The sequence below is a fragment of the Microlunatus sp. Gsoil 973 genome (genome assembly GCF_009707365.1).
In the GTDB taxonomy this organism is placed as follows: Bacteria; Actinomycetota; Actinomycetes; order Propionibacteriales; family Propionibacteriaceae; genus Microlunatus.
The window spans coordinates 2,475,461-2,495,965 of sequence record NZ_CP046122.1 but is presented as its reverse complement, the minus strand read 5'-3'; the positions used below and the strand labels follow the sequence as shown (position 1 = coordinate 2,495,965).

General features: G+C 67.5%; 23 protein-coding genes and 1 pseudogene. 10 read left to right on the top strand and 14 right to left on the bottom strand.

The features are described 5' to 3' along the window. Positions 1-23 precede the first annotated feature (23 nt). Positions 24-959, top strand: a complete 936-nt coding sequence (locus tag GJV80_RS11720) for an NAD-dependent epimerase/dehydratase family protein (RefSeq protein WP_154688050.1) — start codon at positions 24-26, stop codon at positions 957-959. Here GJV80_RS11720 and GJV80_RS11715 read toward each other — a convergent pair. After that, a complete protein-coding gene (locus tag GJV80_RS11715) occupies positions 937-1,689 on the bottom strand; it encodes a DUF998 domain-containing protein (protein ID WP_154688049.1) in 753 nt (250 codons plus the stop codon). The two genes, GJV80_RS11720 and GJV80_RS11715, sit on opposite strands and share 23 nt — an antisense overlap. A 122-nt stretch (positions 1,690-1,811) precedes the next feature. On the opposite strand from GJV80_RS11715, the gene GJV80_RS11710 reads away from it, so the two are divergent. Further along, the gene (locus tag GJV80_RS11710) at positions 1,812-2,864 is read left to right on the top strand and encodes an LLM class flavin-dependent oxidoreductase (protein ID WP_154690214.1); all 1,053 of its coding nucleotides are present in this window, start codon (positions 1,812-1,814) and stop codon (positions 2,862-2,864) included. Here the strand turns inward: GJV80_RS11710 and GJV80_RS11705 are convergent. From GJV80_RS11705 to GJV80_RS11695, 3 genes are all read right to left on the bottom strand, one after another. After that, on the bottom strand, positions 2,859-3,077 hold the full coding sequence (locus GJV80_RS11705; RefSeq protein ID WP_154690213.1) for a hypothetical protein: 219 nt from the start codon (positions 3,075-3,077) through the stop codon (positions 2,859-2,861). The two genes, GJV80_RS11710 and GJV80_RS11705, sit on opposite strands and share 6 nt — an antisense overlap. 44 nt (positions 3,078-3,121) lie before the next feature. Continuing rightward, positions 3,122-4,132, bottom strand: coding sequence for an aldo/keto reductase family protein (locus GJV80_RS11700; protein WP_154688048.1), 1,011 nt, complete (start codon positions 4,130-4,132; stop codon positions 3,122-3,124). 159 nt (positions 4,133-4,291) lie between these two features. Then, positions 4,292-4,843: a helix-turn-helix transcriptional regulator gene (locus GJV80_RS11695; RefSeq protein WP_154688047.1), complete on the bottom strand. Its 552-nt coding sequence runs from the start codon at positions 4,841-4,843 to the stop codon at positions 4,292-4,294. A 51-nt stretch (positions 4,844-4,894) separates the two neighbouring features. Here GJV80_RS11695 and GJV80_RS11690 point away from each other — a divergent pair, with 51 nt between their 5' ends. After that, positions 4,895-6,124: an MFS transporter gene (locus GJV80_RS11690; protein ID WP_370518743.1), complete on the top strand. Its 1,230-nt coding sequence runs from the start codon at positions 4,895-4,897 to the stop codon at positions 6,122-6,124. On the opposite strand, the gene GJV80_RS24565 is transcribed toward GJV80_RS11690, so the two are convergent. The 3 genes and pseudogenes from GJV80_RS24565 to GJV80_RS11680 all read right to left on the bottom strand — a co-directional run bounded on the left by GJV80_RS24565 (position 6,121) and on the right by GJV80_RS11680 (position 7,935). Then, a complete protein-coding gene (locus tag GJV80_RS24565; RefSeq protein ID WP_255455457.1) occupies positions 6,121-6,702 on the bottom strand; it encodes a pyridoxal-phosphate dependent enzyme in 582 nt (193 codons plus the stop codon). The two genes, GJV80_RS11690 and GJV80_RS24565, sit on opposite strands and share 4 nt — an antisense overlap. A 112-nt stretch (positions 6,703-6,814) precedes the next feature. Further along, positions 6,815-7,120, bottom strand: a pseudogene (locus GJV80_RS24560) (pyridoxal-phosphate dependent enzyme); the annotation flags it as partial. A 260-nt stretch (positions 7,121-7,380) separates the two neighbouring features. After that, positions 7,381-7,935, bottom strand: a complete 555-nt coding sequence (locus tag GJV80_RS11680) for a DUF3043 domain-containing protein (protein WP_154688045.1) — start codon at positions 7,933-7,935, stop codon at positions 7,381-7,383. A gap of 161 nt (positions 7,936-8,096) precedes the next feature. Here GJV80_RS11680 and GJV80_RS11675 point away from each other — a divergent pair, with 161 nt between their 5' ends. Together GJV80_RS11675 and GJV80_RS11670 are read left to right on the top strand one after the other, a co-directional pair. Next, positions 8,097-8,942, top strand: a complete 846-nt coding sequence (locus GJV80_RS11675) for a PspA/IM30 family protein (RefSeq protein WP_154688044.1) — start codon at positions 8,097-8,099, stop codon at positions 8,940-8,942. Next, complete coding sequence (locus GJV80_RS11670; RefSeq protein WP_154688043.1) at positions 8,939-9,223, top strand: hypothetical protein; 285 nt, start codon at positions 8,939-8,941, stop codon at positions 9,221-9,223. The genes GJV80_RS11675 and GJV80_RS11670 overlap by 4 nt, the downstream gene beginning before the upstream one ends. A 289-nt stretch (positions 9,224-9,512) precedes the next feature. Here the strand turns inward: GJV80_RS11670 and GJV80_RS23885 are convergent, their stop codons facing one another. Next, on the bottom strand, positions 9,513-10,154 hold the full coding sequence (locus GJV80_RS23885) for an SGNH/GDSL hydrolase family protein (RefSeq protein ID WP_230207598.1): 642 nt from the start codon (positions 10,152-10,154) through the stop codon (positions 9,513-9,515). A gap of 44 nt (positions 10,155-10,198) precedes the next feature. Between GJV80_RS23885 and GJV80_RS23880 the strand changes: the two genes are divergently transcribed. After that, entirely contained in the window at positions 10,199-10,513 is a 315-nt protein-coding gene (locus tag GJV80_RS23880; RefSeq protein ID WP_230207597.1) for a hypothetical protein, read from the top strand. Positions 10,514-10,526: 13 nt separating this feature from the next. Next, positions 10,527-12,353, top strand: a complete 1,827-nt coding sequence (locus GJV80_RS11660) for a dihydroxy-acid dehydratase (protein ID WP_230207596.1) — start codon at positions 10,527-10,529, stop codon at positions 12,351-12,353. On the opposite strand, the gene GJV80_RS11655 is transcribed toward GJV80_RS11660, so the two are convergent. The 3 genes from GJV80_RS11655 to GJV80_RS11645 form a co-directional block, all read right to left on the bottom strand. Continuing rightward, entirely contained in the window at positions 12,239-13,120 is an 882-nt protein-coding gene (locus GJV80_RS11655) for an SMP-30/gluconolactonase/LRE family protein (RefSeq protein ID WP_154688042.1), read from the bottom strand. The two genes, GJV80_RS11660 and GJV80_RS11655, sit on opposite strands and share 115 nt — an antisense overlap. Before the next feature lie 2 nt (positions 13,121-13,122). After that, positions 13,123-13,905, bottom strand: a complete 783-nt coding sequence (locus tag GJV80_RS11650; protein WP_154688041.1) for an SDR family NAD(P)-dependent oxidoreductase — start codon at positions 13,903-13,905, stop codon at positions 13,123-13,125. A 95-nt stretch (positions 13,906-14,000) separates the two neighbouring features. Next, a complete protein-coding gene (locus GJV80_RS11645; RefSeq protein ID WP_154688040.1) occupies positions 14,001-14,561 on the bottom strand; it encodes a DinB family protein in 561 nt (186 codons plus the stop codon). 55 nt (positions 14,562-14,616) lie between these two features. Between GJV80_RS11645 and GJV80_RS11640 the strand changes: the two genes are divergently transcribed. Further along, positions 14,617-15,696, top strand: coding sequence for a glycerate kinase (locus tag GJV80_RS11640; RefSeq protein WP_195908891.1), 1,080 nt, complete (start codon positions 14,617-14,619; stop codon positions 15,694-15,696). 105 nt (positions 15,697-15,801) lie between these two features. Then, positions 15,802-16,155 (top strand): iron-sulfur cluster assembly accessory protein, encoded by a 354-nt coding sequence (locus GJV80_RS11635; protein ID WP_154688038.1) that lies wholly within the window; start codon positions 15,802-15,804, stop codon positions 16,153-16,155. A 400-nt stretch (positions 16,156-16,555) separates the two neighbouring features. On the opposite strand, the gene GJV80_RS11630 is transcribed toward GJV80_RS11635, so the two are convergent. Genes GJV80_RS11630 through GJV80_RS11620 form a run of 3 tightly spaced genes read right to left on the bottom strand, consistent with a single transcriptional unit; the run spans position 16,556 to position 19,368 of the window. Then, positions 16,556-17,197, bottom strand: a complete 642-nt coding sequence (locus tag GJV80_RS11630) for a response regulator transcription factor (RefSeq protein WP_154688037.1) — start codon at positions 17,195-17,197, stop codon at positions 16,556-16,558. Next, entirely contained in the window at positions 17,194-18,933 is a 1,740-nt protein-coding gene (locus tag GJV80_RS11625; RefSeq protein WP_154688036.1) for a GAF domain-containing protein, read from the bottom strand. The genes GJV80_RS11630 and GJV80_RS11625 overlap by 4 nt, the downstream gene beginning before the upstream one ends. Before the next feature lie 9 nt (positions 18,934-18,942). Then, positions 18,943-19,368 (bottom strand): pyridoxamine 5'-phosphate oxidase family protein, encoded by a 426-nt coding sequence (locus tag GJV80_RS11620; RefSeq protein WP_154688035.1) that lies wholly within the window; start codon positions 19,366-19,368, stop codon positions 18,943-18,945. 355 nt (positions 19,369-19,723) lie between these two features. Here GJV80_RS11620 and coxB point away from each other — a divergent pair, with 355 nt between their 5' ends. After that, positions 19,724-20,479, top strand: coding sequence for a cytochrome c oxidase subunit II (gene coxB, locus GJV80_RS11615; protein WP_370518853.1), 756 nt, complete (start codon positions 19,724-19,726; stop codon positions 20,477-20,479). Positions 20,480-20,505: the final 26 nt, after the last annotated feature.

The following is a 20,505-nucleotide window of genomic DNA, read 5'->3' as shown; positions in this document are numbered from 1 at the left end:
ACTGTGAGCGTGGAGGAAACGTCATGAGCAAGCACGTCATCGTCGGAGCCGGTCCGGTCGGCGTCGAAACAGCCCGGGCGCTGGTCGCCGGGGGACACCAGGTGATCAGCGTCACCCGTACCGGAAACCGCCCGGCGGTCTCCGGCGTCGTACCGGTCGCCGCCGATGCCTCGGATCCCACCAGGCTGACCGAGATCACCGCAGGTGCACACGCGCTGTACAACTGCGCCAATCCGAGCCACTACGGCAACTGGGAGAAGGTCTGGCCGCCGCTGTGGTCCAGCATGCTCCGGACCGCCGAGGCGACCGGGGCGGTGCTGGTCAGCGCCTCCAGCCTGTACGCCTACGGTCCGGTCGACGCGGTGATGACCGAGCAGCTGCCGGACAAGGCGACCGAGAAGAACGGCCGGATCCGCGCGGCGATGTGGGCCGAGGCGAAGCAACTCCATGATCAGGGCCGGATCCGCGCGGTCGAAGTGCGGGCATCGGACTATGCCGGTGCCGGTGTGGGCGGCAACGGTCACCTGACCCGCAACGTGCCCGCCGCGCTGGCGGGCAGGCCGGTGTGGTTCATGGGTGACCCGGACCAGCCGCACTCCTGGACCGACGTCCTGGATGTCGGCCGGGCACTGGCCACCGTCGCCGAGCACCCCGGGGCGTACGGCAGGGTCTGGCTGGCCCCGACCAACCCGCCCCGCTCCGCGCGAGAAGCCACCGCCGACGTGCTGGCCGAGGCCGGTAGGCCGATGGTGGCCATGCGGCGGATCCCGGATGTCTTCGTCCGGGCCGCCGGCCTGGTCAACGCCGACTTCCGCCAGTTCGGGGTGATGAGCTACATCATGAAGCGTCCGTACGTGATCGACTCCTCGGCGATCACAGCCGCCTTCGGGCTGGCCCCGACGCCGTGGGGCGAGGTGTGCCGGCGTACGGCCGGGCTCAGCACCGTCGCAGCGGACTAGCGAGCTGCGGACTGCTTTCCTGGTCGATGGTCGCGCCGAGCAGGAACAGGTAACCGATCATGATCACGAAACCGGCCCGTTCCAGGAAGCCGAACGCGGCGATCCCTGATCCGGCGAACGCCAGTGGCAGGTGGATGGCCAGGAACGCCCCGACCAGCCCGGCAAGCAGACAGGCGGATCGGCGCAACCGTCGGGGCAGTGTTGTCCGGGGCTCGGTGAGTGAGGCAGAGATCATCAGACCGACCAGCGGCAGGACTGCGAAGGCGACGCCGGCGGCCACCCGGTGAACCATCGCGCCGGCCGTCGGAGCCGCGTGGGGTGGATCGGTCGGGAACGCCCCGACCGTGATCATCGCCGTACTGAAGACCGCCATCGCGACTGCCGGCAGAGGTCCCGACACCAGCCGGCCGCGGTACATCCTGATCGTGATCAGTACACCCAGCAGGGCCAGCAGGCCGCCGCCGGCGATGATCATCGCCGCACCGCCCGGCACGAAGGCGTACCAGCTGATCGGATCGGTCAGCGGATCGACGACTGTCGCGCCGACGATATGGGCGATGATCATCGGCACCAGGGCGGCCGCCGACAGCAGGCTGACCAGCCTGACACACCGCCCGGCGCGAACCCGGTCTGCGGGAACCGGGCTGATCCCAGCGGGGCTGGAGGTCGGGGCGGGCGCGAGAACCGAGGAATCGGCGTCGGTACGGGGATCGACAAGCAATGCGGACACGACATCCAGCGTCCCGTCAGCAGGTGGGCCGGCGACATGATGCTGCCGTGTCAATCGGTGCTCGGGAAAGCCCCAGCCCGCTGCTGGGAATAGCCGGAAAGATCACCGGGTTGGGGCAGGTTGTGAGATTGTCTGTCCTCGATCTGATCCCGGTCCGCAGCGGACAAACCACCAGCCAGGCGTTGCAGGCGTCCATCGCCCTCGCCCGCACGGCCGAGGAGGCGGGCTACCACCGATACTGGGTGGCCGAACACCACAACATGCCTGCCGTCGCCTCGACCAACCCGCCGGTGCTGATCGCGTTGTTGGCCTCGGCGACCGATCGGATGCGAATCGGCTCGGGCGGGGTGATGTTGCCCAACCACGCGCCGCTGGTGGTCGCCGAGCAGTTCAGCCTGCTCGAGTCGGCATTCCCCGGACGGATCGACCTCGGCATCGGCCGGGCACCGGGATCGGACCCGGTGACCAACTGGGCGCTGCGCTACGGCGGAGGCGGCACCGAGGGCATCGCCGAGGAGTTCCCGACCCACGTGGCCAACCTGATCCGGATGATGAGCCCCGAAGGTGTCGGTCTGGCTGTGCAGGGCCGGACCTACGAACTTCATGCAACGCCGAACGCGACCGGTGTCCCGACGATCTGGCTGCTCGGCTCCTCCGACTACTCCGCCCGACTGGCCGCCGAACAGGGGTTGCCGTACGTCTTCGCCCACCACTTCTCCGGCGAGGGTACGGCGGAGATGCTCCGGCTGTACCGCGAGAACTTCAAGCCGTCGGAGCTGCTGGACCAGCCGCTCACCTTCCTGACCGTGAACGCCTCTGTTGCCGAGACCGCTGAGCAGGCCGCGCGGTTGGCGCTGCCGCAGTTGGTGCAGATGGCCGGGCTGCGCACCGGACGCCCGCTCAGCCCCCAGTTGACCGTGGATGAGGCAGAGGTCGACGACTATCTGCGGCTGCAGGCGCCGTTGATCGACCGGATGCGCCAGAAGTGGGTGATCGGCGACGCCGAACAGGCGGCCCGGAAACTCCTCGACCTGGCCGCCGAGTTCGACGTCGACGAAGTGATGATCAATCCGGTGGCCGGCGCTTATCAGGACACGCCGGTCGACCAGGCGCCCGGACGGGAGAAGACCCTCCGGCTGCTGGCCGAGGCGACCAGCAGCCGGCCGGCGTCATGAGGCTTCCGGCTCCAGCCGCATCGGCCCGTACACCATCCGGTCGTCCTCGTAGAGGCTGACGGAATCCACCCCGGCCTGCATCAGGTCGGGGTAGATCTCGCCGAGCCAGCTCTCGGCGTCGCCCTGGCTGGGAAAGCGTTGATCAAGTCCCAGTTGGGCAGTGTCGAGCCGGCCGGCACCGCGCTTGGCGGACGCCCGCCAGTGCCAGCTCATGATCGCCAACTCATGATCGTCACCTGATCATCTCCGGATGATGATCACGCAAGCCGCGACTTCGGTGATGTCTGCGCGGTCCGGGCCGGATCGCGTTCCACCGCGTCACCCAACACCTCATCGATCCGCTTGAGCGTCTCATCGGACAGCTTCTTGCCCGCGGCAGCGGCGTTGTCCTTGACCTGTTCGGGCTTCGAACCACCGGTGATCGCGGTGGCCACATTGTCGTTCTGCAGCACCCAGGCGACGGCCAGCTGCGCCGGGGACAGCCCTTCGTCGGCCGCGATCGGCAGCAGATTCTGGATCCGCTCCAACAGATCGTCCTGCAGCAGCCGCTTGATGAAATCCGAACCACCGTTGGGATCGGTGGCCCGCGAGCCCTCGGGCGGCGGCTGACCCGGCTTGTACTTGCCGGTCAGCACACCCTGGCCGATCGGGGAGAACACCACCTGGCTGATGCCGAGTTCCTGCGAGGTCGGTACGACCTCACCCTCGATCACCCGGTAGATCATCGAGTACTGCGGCTGGTTGCTGATCAGCCCGAAACCGAGTTCGGTCGCCAGCTTGTGACCGGCCCGCAGTTGGTCGGCGGTCCACTCGCTGACCCCGATGTAGAGAGCCTTGCCCTGCCGGACGATGTCGGCGAAGGCCTGCATGGTCTCTTCCAGCGGCGTCTCGTAGTCGAAGCGGTGGCACTGGTAGAGATCGACGTAATCGGTCTTCAGCCGCTTCAGCGAGCCGTTGATCGACTCCATGATGTGCTTGCGGGACAGGCCGGTGTCGTTGTGTCCCTTGGGCCCGGTCGGGAAGTAGACCTTGGTGAAGACCTCCAGGCTCTCCCGCCGCTGACCGTCGAGCGCCTCACCGAGAATGGTCTCAGCGGCCGTGTTGGCGTAGACATCGGCGGTGTCGAAGGTGGTGATACCCGCGTCGAGCGCGGCGGCCACACACGCCTTCGCGGCGTCGGCCTCGACCTGTGAACCGTGGGTCACCCAGTTGCCATAGCTGACCTCGGAGATCTTCAGACCGCTGTTGCCGAGATAACGAAACTCCATCGAATTCCTTGTGGTGGAAGGGGCAGTGGACCGGGCTCACCGCTCAGCCTATCGGGCGCACCGCAGCGTCTTCGATCCGCGCCTGCGATAGGAACGTCCTTCCGGACGACAGGATCGTCGCAGACGCGGCGATTTCTGCGATCCGCAACGACGTTGTTATCACTCCGCGGGCGTGCCCTGGATCCAGAACACCTCCAGGTCGGCGCGCGGATCGGGCTCACCGCCGACTGTGTCATCGCCGGGCTGCTGCTCGAGGTCTGCGATCACGCTTTGCACGCGTTCATGGAGCGTCTTGGCCTGGTCCGGTGTCAGTCGCAACCGGGTGTGGGTGAAGGAGGCGGGCCACCGGCGGCTCTCGTCGGGGCCGGGCGGCGCTGTGGTGAGCAGGCGTCCGACCGATGCAAGCAGATTGCGCATCATCGTCGCGCCCAGATCGTCGTCGGGTTGGGTGGTCATCGATACGCCGTCGCCGATGGCGCGCCACGGTCGCTCGCGGCCGTCGGTGGAGTCGTCTCGCTCGATCAGTCCGAGACGGGCCAGGTGTTGTAGGTGATAGCTCATCGCTGACGGCGTCAGGCCGACCAATTCCGCGGCCGCTGTTGCGGTGAGCACCCGCCCCTTCCACAGCTCCTCCAGGACGCGCCATCGTGCCGGGTGGTTGACGGCGCGCATCTGCTCGAGGCCGGCAAGCTCGGTTCGCTTGGTGATCACGATGGCCAGGGTAGTTGCCGAGGATGGTTGTGAAGCATTAGCTTCACAATTGTGAAGGAAGTGCTTCGAAGTTCTCTATGGGCAGTCCGTGACCTGCGCGTTGTGTTGGTGGCCCGCACGGCCAGTGCCGCCGGCACTGCGGTGACCTCGGTGACCGCTCTGCTGCTCATCCACGACAGCGGGCTGGGGCCGTACGGGGTCGCCGGGCTGTTGGCCTGTCTCTTCGTGCCGGTGATCCTGACAATGGGTCTTGCGGGGCGGGTGGCGGATCGCGCGGATTCCCGAAGGGTGCTGGTGATGACCGCCCTGCTCCAGGCGGCCTGTTGTGCGGCTGTCACCGTCCTGCCGCGGCCGGCGGTCCTCTATCCGGCGGTCGGTGCCGTTGCGCTGGCGCAGGCGTTCGCCCAACCGACCTGGTCGGCACTGGTCCCGCGGATCGTCGGCGAGGACCGCATCGGCCGGGCGGTCGCCTGGCAGCAAGGCTTGAACGCCATCTCGGCACCGGTTGGGTCGGCCGTCGGTGGACTACTGGTCGGACTCGGCCTGGCTCGCTGGGGCTTCGGGGTCGATGCCCTGAGCTACCTGCTGCTGGCGTTGGCGGCCGCGGCCGTCCGGACACGCCGACGAGTGGCGCCGTCAGCTGGACAGGCCGTCAGCCGTGGGTGGGCGGAGGGGCTCAAGAGCGCCGGTCGGGATCCGATCGTCCGGCCCTTGTTCGCGACGATCCTGATCTTTGTGATCTTGGTCGAGGGCATCAATCCGGTTGAGGTCTTCCTGGTCCGGGACACCTTGGGTGGATCGCCCTTCCAGTACGGGCTGTCGGAGTTCTTCGGCGCCGCCGGCGCCGTTGCCGGTGCCGGGATCGCCGGACGGGTCGCCGGCGTCAGTGGGCGTGTGATGGCCGCCTGCGCAGGATTCGGCGCGGCGGCTGTCGGGTTGGTGGCTGCTGCTGTGTCGCCGGGCTTCTGGATGTACGCGCTGACGCTGGTTGTGCTGAGCGGCGGTTTCGGCGTAGGCAATGCGACCTTCGGTGCACTGCTGGTCTCTCGGACGCCGGATGCCGATCGGGGCAAGGTGTACGCGGCGCTGGGCGGGCTGGCGAACGCGGCCAAGATCATTGCACTCGCCGTCGGCAGTTCGTCGTTGCTGTTCGTCGCGCCACGCGTCAGCTTCCTCGCCGCCGGCGTCGCCGGTGCCCTGGTGATGGCTGTCGCTGGAGTCAGTCTCCGGCAGCCAGCCAGTCGGGCAGCGCAGACCGTGGCCGTCGGTCAGCGACGCTAGGTCCGCCGGTGACCACGCCGGTCGGGGATGACGCCATCGATCGGCAGCGTCGGCACGTCGACCTGAACGGTCTCGGGATACTTCAGTCCGGCGCCGGTGTTCAACACCACAACCTCGTCGGAGGCGGACAGCCAGCCGGATTCGCGCAACTGCTTGACCGCTGCCATGCAGGCCGCGCCCTCGGGGCAGATGAAGGCGCCGTCGGACGCCGCGAGTGCTCGTTGCTCGGTCAGCAGGTCGGCGTCGGACACGGCGATCGCCGTGCCGTCGGTGCGGCGTACGGCGTCCAGGATCAGGAAGTCGCCCAATGCCTTGGGCACCGTGATGCCGAACGCAACGGTGCGCGCATCGGGGAACGGCACACTCTCGGCCGCGCCCGACTCGTACGCCTCGACGATCGGTGCGCAGCCCTCGGCCTGGACCGCGACCAGGCGGGGCAGCTTGTCCCTGATCCAGCCGAGTTCGAGCAGCTCGCTGATCGCCTTGTCGATGCCGATCAGTCCGACGCCGCCGCCGGTCGGGTAGACGATGACATCGGGCATCCGCCAGCCGAGTTGTTCGGCGATCTCGTAGCCCATGGTCTTCTTGCCCTCCAGCCGGTACGGCTCCCTGAGGGGTGGAGACCTCCTGGTAGCCGGACCGGGCAGCGACAGCGGCGTTGACCAACTTGCCGGCGTCGCCGATCAGCCCGTCGACCAGATAGAGCTCGGCACCGGCGGCCACACATTCGGTCCGGGTGATGGCAGGTGCGTCGACCGGCATCGCGATCAGGCAGTCGAGCCCGGCGCGGGCGGCGTAGGTCGCCCAGGCGGCGCCGGCGTTGCCGTTGGTCGGCATCGCGACGCCGCGGACACCCAGTTCGCGGGCTCGGGAGACACCCACCGCCGCACCGCGGGCCTTGAACGAACCGGTCGGGACCAGACCCTCGTCCTTCATGGTCAGTCGCGGCAGGCCGATCGCCGTGCCGTAGCGGGGCAGCGCGGTGAGCGGCGTCATGCCCTCACCGAGGCTGACGATGTTGTCAGGGTCCTGCACGGGCAGGAGTTCGCGATAGCGCCACAGCGTCGGCGGCCTACTGCTGATCTCCTCGCGGGTGAGCGTCGCGGCTACCCGTTCGAGGTCGTAGCGGGCAAGCAACGGCGCGCCGGCCTCGCTGACACCCTGGACCTGGTCGGCCTCGTACCGCGTGCCGGTGCGGGAACAGTCGAGGTGGCTGGGTGCGCTGAACATCGTTCCCGCACCCTATCGGGGCGGGATCAGAACGAGTCGCCGCGGTTGATCCTGGGCGCCGGCATCCGGAAACGGCGGATCTGGATCGAGCGGTTGATCAAATAGAACATCAGACCCCGCGAGCTGGCCTTCGGCAACCGTTCTGCAAGCAGTTTCTTGAACCCTCGCCACAGCAGCAGCGAACTGACCAGGACGGACAGGATGAACACGTACATGAAAACGGTGGCGTACAACGAGATCGCCGGCGCGATGCTGTTCAGCAGCGTCGCGCCGAGGATGACGATCATGCCCGGCAGCAAGAACTCTCCGATGTGCCGGCGGGAGTCGACGTAGTCGCGAGCCAGCGCCTTTTCGGGTGTGTTGTCCCTGGCCAGCAGCGCCTTCTGCCGCTCGGAGCGCTGCATCCGTGCGGCTTCCTTCTTGTCGACCGGTTTGGTGAGACGCTCCCGGCGCGCCGCCTCGGCCTGCTTGCGCGTCGGCGTCGGTCCACCCTTCTTGCGGGTGCCGTTGAGCGACTCGATGGTCACCGGTTGCGGCTCCTCCTGCGTGGAGGATTCGTTCTTGCGGCGGAAGAATGCCACGACCGTCTGCTCCTTGCTTTCTGGCCCGTCGACCCCGGGATTGTGTCAGGGTCACAACCCATTTACGAAACTACCCGCTCGGTCTGATGTCGGTGCTCCGGCGGCGGGCATAAGCTGGACGCCAGTCGTGACATGGACCTTCAAGGATCAGCGGAGAGCAGATGAGCGGAATATTCCAGCGGATGTCGATGATCTTCCGCGCCAAGGCGGACAAGGCTTTGGACCGGGCAGAGGATCCTCGCGAGACCCTCGACTACTCCTACCAGCGTCAGCTCGAGCTGTTGCAGAAGGTGCGCCGGGGTGTAGCCGACGTGGCGACCAGCCGCAAGCGGGTGGAGCTGCAGGCGAACGGTCTCAACACCCAGATCGATAAACTCAACGGGCAGGCCAAGAAGGCGCTTGAGGTTGGTCGTGAGGATCTTGCCCGGGAGGCGCTGACCCGCAAGTCCGGGCTGCAGCAGCAACTGGGCGACCTGCAGACCCAGCACGCCCAGCTGCAGGGCGAGGAGGAGAAGCTGGTCCGGGCCTCCCAGCGGCTGCAGGCCAAGGTCGACGCGTTCCGGACCCGCAAGGAGACCATCAAGGCGACCTACTCCGCGGCCGAGGCGCAGACCCGGATCAACGAGGCCTTCACCGGTATCGGCGAGGAAATGGGCGACGTCGGCCTGGCGATCCAGCGGGCCGAGGACAAGACCGCCGAGATGCAGGCGCGGGCCGGCGCGGTGGACGAGCTGATCGCCAGCGGTGTGCTGGAGGACCAGACCGGGCAGAGCAAGGACGACATCACCCTCGAGCTGGAGCGGTTGGCGTCCACCTCCGACGTGGAGAGCGAACTGGCCGCGATGAAGGCGGCCCTGAGCGGCGGATCCGCGTCGACTCCCGCCATCGAGGGACAGGGCGTCGCGGGTCAGGCCGGCCAGCCGACCGCGGCACCGACCGAAGCGCCGGGACAGCAGGTGAACGGACAGGCTCAGACGACGCAGCCGAACACGGAGGAGAACCGATGATCATCCGGATCCTGGGTGAGGGCCAGTTCCGAGTCGACGACGCCGCGATCTCTGACCTGAACTCCGTGGACGACGCGATCGAGAAGGCCGTCGCGGCCGACGATCAGCAGGCACTCAGTGAGGCGCTGGCGGCGCTGCACGCCAAGGTCGTCGCGGCCGGACAGCCGGTGGCCGACGACGAGTTGGAGGATTCCGACCTGATCCTGCCGGCGGCCGACGCATCGGTCGAGGAGGTCAGGTCGCTGCTCGAGGAGTCCCAGGAAGGCCTGCTCCCCGGCTGATCCGACCGAAGTCCGGCCGCTGCAGGCACCGGTGATCAGGGCCAGGCCAGATCGGCGAACCGGCTGCCGATCAACTCGTGTGTCTCGGCGTCGGGATGCAGTCCGTCCGGCAAGGGGTGAGCGGTGCTGTCCGCCTCCCCCGTACAGCCGTAGCCCGTCGACGTAGTCCAGGTGAGGATCGGCGTCCGACCGCTGGTCGACGATCCCGGCCAGCTGGTCCCTGATCGCCGACAGGGTGAGTTGTCCCGCGGCGATGCCGGCCGGATCGCCGGAGGCGACGAACCGCAGCTCACCACGCTGGTAGGCCTCCACGTCCGGCATCGTCGGGCCGGGCGTGTGCTCGGAGCATCGGGCAGTAGATCGCCGAAACGACCAGCAGCGGCGTCTGGGGGTGCCCATCGCGGATGGTGTCCAGGAAGCCGTGCACCGCGGGCACGAAGGCCCGTAGCCGCATCACGTCGGCGTTCACCAGGTTGATGCCGATCTTGACGCTGATCAGGTCGGCCGGTGTGTCCCGGATCGTTCGAGCGGTGAACGGATCGAGCAGCGCGGACCCGCCGAGTCCCAGGTTGATCAACTCCCGTCCGGTACGGCGCGCGGCGACCGCCGGCCAGATGCTGCTCGGGCCGGCGGCGTTCGACCCGTGGCTGATCGAGCTGCCGTGGTGCACCCACACCGGCCGGTGAGTCTCGGTGATCGGTTCGATCGGGGCGTCGCTGCGCAAGCCGATCAGCTCGGTCGTCTCGTCCCACGGCAGCCAGAGCTCGATGTCCTTGGGGCCAGGAGCGAGGCCGTCGTAGCGAGCCTTCCCGATCCGTCCCGGCCGGACCTGTGGCGGCTCGCCGGTGAAGTTCATGATCATCACGTGGCCGCCGAGCACTGACGTCCGTCCCGGCTGGTTCCCCGTCGACGAACAGGTCGTAGCTGCCATCCGGTCGCCCCGGCAGACCGGGATACTCACGTTTCGTCGGCCTGGTGTCCAGTTCGATCACGGTCGCGTCGGTCCGGAACACCAGCCGTACGCCCGAAGGCTGGGATTCGACCATCGCCAGCTGGGGATCGGCCACCTGGCGTCGGGCCCACGAGGGCAGCCGGTGCGGCAGCATCCCGTCGGTCGGCGCGTTCCAGCTCGATGGCGCCGCGCACCAGTTCGGCAGAGACAGCGCTGGTGATCATCGAGGCTCGTGTCATCGGCTCGTCTGGTCACCGGATCGGTGTTCGGGACCGGGGATCGGTCTGCGTCAGCGTACGATCCCGACCCGTGGGGCAGTGGCCCGGACCACCGGCTGAGAGGATGGCCATCGTGGACCTGCGGAGCAACAAGTGGTACGCCCAAGACACCCGGGACGGCTCGATCCACCGCGCCTGGATGCGTCGCGGACTGCCGGACAGCGCGTTCGGGGGTCGCCCGCAGATCGCCATCGCCAACACCGGATCCGAGCTGACCCCGTGCAACGCACATTTCGACGAGATCGCGCAGTCGGTCAAGCAGGGTGTCTACGAGGCGGGTGGGATCCCTCTCAACCTGCCGGTGATGTCCCTCGGCGAGACGCAGGTCCGGCCCACGGCGATGCTCTGGCGCAACCTGGCCGCGATGTCGATGGAGGAGATGTTCCGGGCCAACCCGATCGACGGGCTGGTGCTGCTCGGCGGGTGTGACAAGACCATCCCGGCACTTCTGATGGCAGCGGCATCGGTCGATCTCCCGGCGGTCGTCGTGCCCGGCGGACCGATGCTGAGCGGCAGCTTCCGCGGCCGGCCGATGGCCTGCGGTACCGACACCTGGAAGCTCAGCGAGGAGGTCCGGGCCGGCACTCTGTCGCCGGAACTGTTCCGGCGGTCGGAGTCGTCGATGATCCGCAGCCGCGGACACTGCAACACCATGGGCACCGCCTCGACGATGGCGATCATGGCCGAGGCTCTCGGCATGACACTGCCCGGTGTGGCCGGCACTCCCGCGCCGGACAGCCGGCTGCTGGAGGCCGCACACAACACCGGACGGCTGGCGGTCGACCTGGTGGGCGAGGGGCGCCGACCCAGCCAGGTGATCACCGAGGCGTCCTTCCGGAACGCGATCGTCGCGCTCGCCGCCGTCGGAGGCTCGACCAACGCCGTCGTCCACCTGCTGGCGATCGCCGGCCGGCTCGGAGTGCGGTTGTCCCTGCAGGACTTCGACACCATCGGCAGCGGCGTGCCGATGATCGCCAACCTGCAGCCCGCCGGCGAGTATCTGATGGAGGATCTCTTCCGTGCCGGTGGCCCGCTCGCGGTGCTGCGGCAGGTCAGGCACCTGCTGGATGCCTCGGCGATCACCGTGACCGGCAAGCCGCTGGTCGAGTATCTCGACGACGCGGAGATCTGGGACGACCGGGTGATCAGGACCTGGGAGTCACCAGCCCAGGAACACGCCGGAATAGTCGTCCTGCAAGGAAATCTGGCACCGAACGGCGCGATCATCAAGCCGTCGGCGGCCACACCGGCGCTGCTCACCCATCGCGGCCCCGCCGTTGTCTTCAACTCGATCGAGGACTGCCGGGCCCGGCTCGACGATCCCGATCTGGATGTGGATGCCGATTCAGTGCTGGTGCTGCGCGGCTGCGGGCCCAAGGGCTACCCCGGGATGCCGGAGGTGTCCAACATGCCGTTGCCGGAGAAGCTGCTCCGGCAGGGCGTACGCGACATGGTCAGGATCTGCGACGGTCGGATGAGCGGAACGGCCTACGGCACCGTCGTTCTGCATGTCGCGCCCGAGGCCGCCGCCGGTGGACCGTTGGCGCTGGTCCGCGACGGCGATCTGATCGAGCTCGACGTGCCGAACCGGACTATTCGGCTCCTCGTCTCCGACGCTGAACTGGCCGAGCGGGAGGCCGATCCGCAGATGATCACCGCGTTGGCGGCCCGCTCCGCGGCTGGGAGCGGCTGTACGTCGATCACGTCGGCCAGGCCGACACCGGTGTTGATCTTGACTTCCTGGTCGGCTCGAGCGGGGACACCGTCGGCCGGGAGTCGCACTGATCAGCCGGCGAAGGCGTACGGCGCCGGTCCGGCGATCCCCGGCTCGGCCACGAACACCGCACCGGCGGCCGGCTCGTCGTCATGTGACACGTTGATGTTGGCACTGGTGATGTAGAGCTGGGTCCAGTCGTCGCCGCCGAAGGTCGGACAGGTGATCTTGGACGCCGGCAGTTCGATCACCGCGGACAGTTGTCCGCTGCTGTCGTAGCGGTGCACCGCGGATCCGCCCCAGAGGGCGATCCAGATGCCGTCCTCCGCGTCGATCGCCATGCCGTCCGGGCTGCCGGCGCAGTCGTCCGGCAGGCTGACGAAGGTCCGCTGATCATGAAGGGTGCCGTCGCCCGCGTCGAAGTCGAAGACGGCAACCCGGCGGGTCGGCGTGTCGTTGAAGAACACCTTGCTGCCGTCGGCACTCCACTGGATGCCGTTGGAGACGCTCACCGGCGAGAACACGGGGGCGGCCGGGCCGCCGGTGCTGAAGGCGTCGGTGTCGAAGCGGTAGAGCGTTCCGGCTCCACCGGTCTCGCCGTAGGACATCGACCCGACATAGAACCGGCCCTGGGGATCACATCCGCCGTCGTTCATCCGCAGGTTCCCCGATTCGAAGGCGAGCACCTGCTCGCCGGTCGGCTCCAGATCCTCCGACAGTGCAGCGATGCCGTGTTCGATCCCGACGACGTACCCGCCGATCGTCCGCGGTCGGATCACCGACGCGATCTTGCCGACATGCGTCCGCTCGGCGGCTCCGTTCTCGTCCAGGGTCAGCACGTCGCCGCGCAGCAGGTCGACCATCCGCAATCGGCCGATCCGCTCGTCCCACAGGGGCCCTTCACCCAGCCCGGCCACCGGCTCACTGAGCTGGGCGGCAGCGATCGCACCCATGATCACATCCACCCGCCGTCGACGACCCACTTCTGCCCGGTGCAGTTCCGCGAGTCGTCGGCCGCCAGCCACAACACCATCCGGGCGATGTCCTCCCCGTACAGCTTGTTGGGGATCTTCTGATCGTGTTGGGTCAGCCGCTCGATGTCACCGGGCTTGGCAACGACCTGGAGTTGCTTCTCGGTCAGGATCCAGCCGGGGATGATGCAGTTGACCCGGATGTTCCACTTGCCGTACTCACGGCCCTGGGTTCGGGTCAAGCCCTCGATCCCGGCCTTCGACGCGATGTAGCCGGTCAGATCGGGGAAGTCCAGATGCGCGGTGATCGACCCCATGTTGATGATCGACCCGCCGCCCGCATCCCGCATCATCGGCGCCACGGCCTGGGCGGCGAAGAAATGATGGCGGATGTTGACGGCGATCTCGTTGTCCCACTGCTCGACGGTCACATCGGCGAACGCGGTGCGCTTGTCGTTGGCGGCGTTGTTGACCAGGATCGTGATCGGGCCCAACTGCTCAGCGGCCGTGTTGATCTTGGAGACGAAGTCGGGAATGTCTGTGACGTCGGCGTGCTGGTAGAGGACCTGGCCGCCGGCCGAGTTCAACTCCGCCGCGAGTTTGTCGCCCCGCTCGTCATCCAGATCGACGAAACTTACCTTCGCGCCCTGGGCCGCAAGGTGTCTGACATCCGCCTCGCCGATGCCCGATGCGCCGCCGCTGACGAAGGCGTGCTTGCCGGCGAGGCTGGGATAGCTGGCGTATCGGGGGGCGTCCTGGTCGCTCATCATGCTCCCTTGCTGTCTGCTGGGTCCTGGTCGAACCGACCAGGTGTTCTCGGCACATCATCTCAAGGAGGCCGGTCCGGCGTACCGGCGACCAGCTAGCCGGGATCGGATCGGTGCGCCCACAGATCCCGCAACTGGGAGATCATCGCGCCGTGGTGGATCACCTCGCGGTGAATGTGCAGCACCAGGCCGATCATCGGGTCGGCCTCGAAGCCGGGCTCACCGCACGGTGCGGCGAGCTCATCATCGGTCAGGCCGCGGACGCCGGTGATCCAGGTCTGGTAGCGGGCATCGAGGTCGATCAGTGCGGCGGCAGCGGTGCCCGGGTAGTCATAGCTCTGGTAGTCGACCGGCGGTGCGCCGAAGTGTCGGGCGTTCCGGTCGCCGAAGATGCCAACCAGTAGGTGGGCCAGCTGCCAGGCGATCGTGGTCATCGGAGCGGGTTCGGGTGGCGGATAGGCGTAGTCGACGGTGAACTCACCCGATCCGTCCTGCAGGTCGGTTCTGCCCTGGCCGCGGCGATGCAGATTCCACGAGCCGGGCACCGGCTCCCACAGGTACTCCTCGTCGCTGAGACCGTCCAATCGCGGGCGGAGCTGGAAGTCCCAGTGCCAGGACAACTGCTTGGACAGCTCTTCAGCCAGGTCAAAGGTCATGCCCCGACCATGGCACCGACATCAGACATTTCTGATGCACTGCGATCATGGGCCCATGCGGGTGATCATCGCGACCGACACCATCGGTCCGCTCAGCTCGGCCCGGGCAGGGGAGATCCTCGCCGAGGGCTGGCGGCGGGCCGATGTCCCGGCTGATGTCGAGGTGGTGCCGATGGGGGAGGCGGGCGGCGGGTTCACGGTTGCCGTGGCCGACAGCGCCGGCGTGGAACCCGCCGGCGGGGTGTCCGAGGGCGGTCTGACCACGATCGTCGACACCCCGGAGCGGTTGGTGATCGGATTCGAACCTGCCACGTCGGGACCTCAGTTGGGGATCGATCGGAACGCGTCGTCGGCAGGATTCGGGTCGGCGCTCAACCAGGCGCTTGCCGACAGTCCGTACCGTGCTCCGGAGATCGTCCTCGATGTCTCGGCCAATCGTGCCCACGACGCCGGCGCCGGCCTGCTCGGGGCGCTCGGGGCGACCGCCGACGTGCCCCTGGACTTGGGCGTCGCCGGATTGCACGGTGTCTCCCGGGTGGACCTGAAGCCGGTACGGCGGTTGCTGGCCGGTCGCCGCCTGACGTTGGTCGTACCGCAGGTGCAGCGCGGGCTGCCGCTGCTCGGGCTGCGGGGGATCACCTCGCGGTTCGGCCGCGACCAGGGCTGGCATCCGGAGTTGTTGCTGGCCACCGATGCGAGCCTGCAGTCCTTCACCCTGGCCGCGGCACCCGGCATGCCCGAGGGGGCTGACTGGGGCGCGGCAGGTGGCTTGGGGTTCGTCGCTGACCTGCTCGGCGGACGGGTCACGACCGGTGCAGAGTACTGCGCCGAGATCGGCGGGCTGCAGGCGCGGGTCCGCGGATCGGACCTGCTGGTCACCGGCTGTACGGTCTTCGATTTCGCCGAGCGGGGCGGAGGCGTTGTCGCCCGGGTCGCCGACCTGGGAGCCCGCGGCAACGTTCCGGTGATCCTGGTGGCCGGTGAGGTGGTCATCGGCTCACGCGAGATGCGCTCGATGGGGGTTGAGTCGGCCTACGGGGTGCACGAGTCCCGGGTCGGTCAGCCGTCGGAGAACGTCACCGCCGACGCGCTGGCCTCCACAGTCCGCCGGGTGGCTCGCAGCTGGACCTGGTGAGCGCGGCGGGTGAGCTGCGTCTCGCTCGGCGGGTAGCGGTTGGTGGCAGGCCGCGGTCTGCTTACACTGGATACAACATTCGCGTATCTGGTTAGCGAGGACGACATGACGGACACCATCCAGGCACCGGTCAGCGACGGCATCATTCTCACCGACGAAGCGGCCGCCAAGGTCAAGGCGCTGCTGGACAGTGAGGGTCGCGATGACCTGGCGCTTCGGGTCGCCGTGCAGCCGGGTGGTTGCTCCGGCCTGCGCTACCAGCTCTTCTTCGACGAGCGCAGCCTCGAGGGCGACGTGGTGAAGACGTTCGGCGGCGTCAATGTGGTGACCGATCGGATGAGCGCCCCGTACCTGCTGGGTGCCACCATCGATTTCGTCGACAGCATCGAGAAGCAGGGCTTCACGATCGACAACCCGAACGCGACCAGTTCCTGCGCCTGCGGCGACTCCTTCAACTGAGCCGTCAGCCGCCGGAGCGTCGAACGCAGCAAGATCACAAAGCCCGCCACGGAATCGTGGCGGGCTTTGGTACGTGCCAGGTGTGTTAACGATTCGGCAGGACCGACCGGGTGTGTCCGCCTCATACGACTTCCCCCGTTGTCGAACGAGCAGACCGGACCCGGACGATCCTGCCGAAACTCAAATGTGAGCATCTCCCGATGATCACTCCAGCATTCTTGGGTGCCGTAGATCTTTCTGGCAGGGTCCAAGGTCCCGATTACTGTTGCGGCGAATCCGATGCCCGGGCGGTTGAAACGGTGAACGCAGGCATTAAACGATGAATGCGTGCCGCGGAGGTCCGGCTGCGGTGTGTTCCGGCGGTCAAGCGGCGTGGCCGCGACGCCGTGCCGGGGTAGGGCTACTGCCGCGGCTGCCGCAGGGTCGCGCCGTATACGGCGACCTGCGTCCGGCGCTGCATGCCGAGTTTGGTCAGCAGCGTGGAGACGTAGTTCTTGATCGTCTTCTCCGCCAGGAACATCCGCTCGCCGATCTGCCGGTTGGTCAGACCCTGCGCGATCAGGTCGAGGATCTCGCGTTCCCGCTCGGTCAGGTTGTGCAGTTTCGGGTCGGTCTGCGGCACCGGCTTCTGCAGTTTCGCCATCAGCTTCTTGGTCACCGCCGGATCGATCAGCGATGCGCCGCGTGCGGTCTCCCGGATCGCATCGGTCAACGAGGACCCACCGATCTGCTTCAGCAGATAGCCCGACGCTCCGGCCATCACCGCGGCGAACAGTGCCTCGTCGTCATCGTAGGAGGTGAGGATCAGGCAGCGCAGGTCAGGCAGGGCGGACCGCATGTCCCGGCAGACATCGATCCCCGACCCGTCGGACAGCCGTCCGTCGAGCAGTGCGACATCCGGCATCGTCGCCGGGATCCTGGCTCTGGCCTCGGCAGCGGTCGCCGCCTCACCCACCACCTGGAGATCGTCGGTTGTGTTCAGCAGGTCGACCAGGCCACGTCGAACCAGCTCATGATCATCGAGGATGAAGACCTTGATCATCTTGCCTCCAGTGGAATCGTCCAGGACAGGGCCGTGCCGGCTCCCGGGGACGACGTGACGGTCAGGCCACCACCGTACTCCTCGGCGCGCCGGCGGAGATTGTCCAGACCGCTGCGGCGTCGGGTATCACCGATACCCCGGCCGTCGTCGTTGATGTAGACCTCGAGTTCCTCGGGGGTCGCCTCGACCCTTACCCCGGCGTGCATGGCGTTAGCGTGTCTGGCGATATTCGTCAGACCTTCCCGGACGACGGCGCCGACATCGGAGATCACGCCTGGGTCGACCATCGTGTCCAACGGGCCGACGAAGATCACGTCCGGGCGTTCGGGCAGGGCCGGTCCCACGTCGGAGACCACCGACATCACCGCGCTGCGCAGACTGTGCTCGGCACCGGGATTCTCCCGCAGCGCGAAGATCGCTGTCCTGATCTCCCGAATGGTCTCGTCAAGATCACCCACGACGTCGATCAACCGGGCACCGTGTTCGGAACTTGACAAGCTCGCCGCAATGCTCTGCACGCTCAACCCGATCGCGAACAACCGCTGGATGACGTGATCGTGCAGATCCCGGGCGATCCGGTCGCGGTCCTGCAACAAGGCCAACCGCTCCTCATTGGCCCGGGCATCAGCCAATTGCATCGCCAGCGCGGCCTGCCCGGCGAAGCTCTCGGCCATTTCGAGATCGGAGCCGGTGAACTGCCGACCACTTCGGGCCCGGCCGACCACGACAGCGCCGGCCATCCCTTGTTCGGTGGCCAGCGGCAGCGCCATCACCGCACCCAGCACGTCGGCGTAGGCCGGGCAGATCGTGGTCTCGACGTACTGCTCGGCGTTGTCGACGATCACCCCAGAACCGCGGGCCATCGCGGCGCCGGCCAGCGAACCCGGCACCAGGTACCGGGCACCCTGCAGATCGTCGGCCCCGGTCCCGATTGCGGCGACCACCCGCACCAGGTTGCTTTCCGGCTCGGGAACCACGACCGAGACGACGTCGGCGGCAGCCAGCCGCAGAACGCTCTCCGCGATCCGATGCAGATTGGCGATCGGATCGTCGGTGGTGAGATTCCGTCCGACCTCTGCCCGGGCGCGCAGCCACTCCTGGCGCTGCCGGGACTCCTCGTAGTGCCGGGCATTCTCGATGGCGATGCCTGCCGTGGCCGCCAGTCCGAGGACGAGTTCCTCATCCTCCTCGGTGAAGGACCCGCCGCGGCTCTCCGCGAGGTACAGGTTCCCGAAGACCGCGCCCGGCACCTGGATGGGCACGCCGAGGAACGATTCGATCGGCGGATGGTTGGGTGGCAGGCCGAACGACCGCGGGTCGTCGCTGATTCGCTGCAGGCGGATCGGCCTCGGGTCGGCGATCAGCGCGCCGAGCAGGCCGCGGCCCTTGGGGAGCTCGCCGATGGCGTGAACCGTGTCGTCGTCCATGCCGACGGTGATGAACTGCTCCAGCGTGCCGTCGGGGCCGATCACTCCGAGGGCGGCGAAGCGGGCATCGGCCACGTCACGGGCTGCCTCCACGATCCGGGTCAGTACGCCGGGAAGGGACAGTTCGCTGACGATCGAGCGGTTCGCCTGGAGCAGGCTGCGCAACCGCTCCTGGGTCCGCATCAGGTCCGAGGCGCGCTCGGACACCAGTCGCATCAGCTGGTCGATGGACAGCTGCACGCCGAACTGGGACGTCGGCGAGGCCGGTGAGGACAGCTCGCGGCCTGGTCGGGGGGATTCCGCGGCCATGGGATGAGATTACGACTCCGGAAGCGGATCCGGACCCACCCTGCGCCCGGTGATCTGGCTCGGGGTGATCTGGATGAACAGGTTCCGGGTCCCGGCGGCCCACGGCACCGGGTCGTCGAGGCGCCACAGCCGACGCAGTTCCTCCGGTTCGGCGGTCGCTCTCGCCCGGCCGCGGACCACAACACTCCAGCCTGAACGCGTCCGTTCGTCCACGTGATCGATCTCGAAGGCGACGTCGGCCTCGTGCACCAGTTCGGACAGGACTCCGTACGGGGAGGTGCGGAAGACAACCGTCTCCTGGTACCAGATGTAGGTCACCGGAAGGATGTGGATGCCATCGGCCGCCCGCCAGGCGATCCGTCCGATCTGCACCCCTAGAAGCAGTTCGATGCACCGTTGGCGGTCGATGCTCCCGTTCCCCGAGGTTGTCAGCATGGTCGGCTCCCCTCCCAGGCGCCGTGCCTCATACGCAGTCTCATCCAGTCGATCATCTGCTGAATGGCCCCGGGAAGTGCCGAAAGTCCGAAGAAGTGGGGAAGTCCTGAGGCAGGACTTCGATCATGCTTCGTCGGCACCGTTCCCAGCGACTCCCCAAGGGGTGACCGGGGGCGCGCTGCGTTAGGGTGCTGATAGGTTTGACACGCTGTAGTAGTACGCATCAGAAAGGGTCGACGTGGCACCAGACTCCCGCCGGCGGATCCGGGTTTCCCGGACAGCGTCCCGGCTGCTGCTGGCAGGTCTCGGCGTTGGCGCGCTGGCTCTTGCCGGCTGTGCCCACACCGGTCCCGGCCTGCCGAGCCGACTCGGGCTGCCGCCCGCCGCGAGTGATCGGACCCCCTACACCCATCACCTGTGGATCGGTGCCTGGATCGCGGCCTTCGGTGTCGGCGCAGCCGTGTGGGGCATGATCGTTTGGTGTGTGATCAGGTATCGCCGGCGCAAGCCGGGCGTGCCGAGGCAGAACCGCTACAACCTGCCGATCGAGATCTTCTACACCGTGACGCCGTTCATCCTGATCGGCGTGCTCTTCTACTTCACCGTGCTGGCCCAGGACAAGGTCCAGGCGCGGGTCGAACGCCCGGACCACACCATCACGGTTGTCGCCCAGAAGTGGAACTGGTCGTTCAACTACCAGGAGCAGAACAACCCCGACATCGGCCAGGCGGTCTGGGAGTCGGGCACCATCGAGCATCCGGCCGACCTCTACCTGCCGGTGGGACAGAGCGTCCGCTTCAATCTCAAGTCGGTCGATGTCATCCACTCGTTCTGGGTGCCGGCCTTCTACGAGAAGCTCGACGTCGTGCCGGGCCGGAACAACAGCCTGGACCTGACTCCGACCAAGGAAGGCGTGTTCGCCGGAAAGTGCGCCGAGCTGTGCGGCACCTACCATTCCGCGATGTTGTTCAACGTCCACATCGTGTCGCAGAGTGAGTACGAGGCCCATTTGAAGTCGCTGGTCGCCAGGGGCCAGACCGGTCAGCTGCAGACATTGAGTAACACGGTTGCTGTGCCGCAACGGCCGGCAACCGAGCAGGAAGGACGATGACGTGACGACCTTCGAGGGAACCGCCG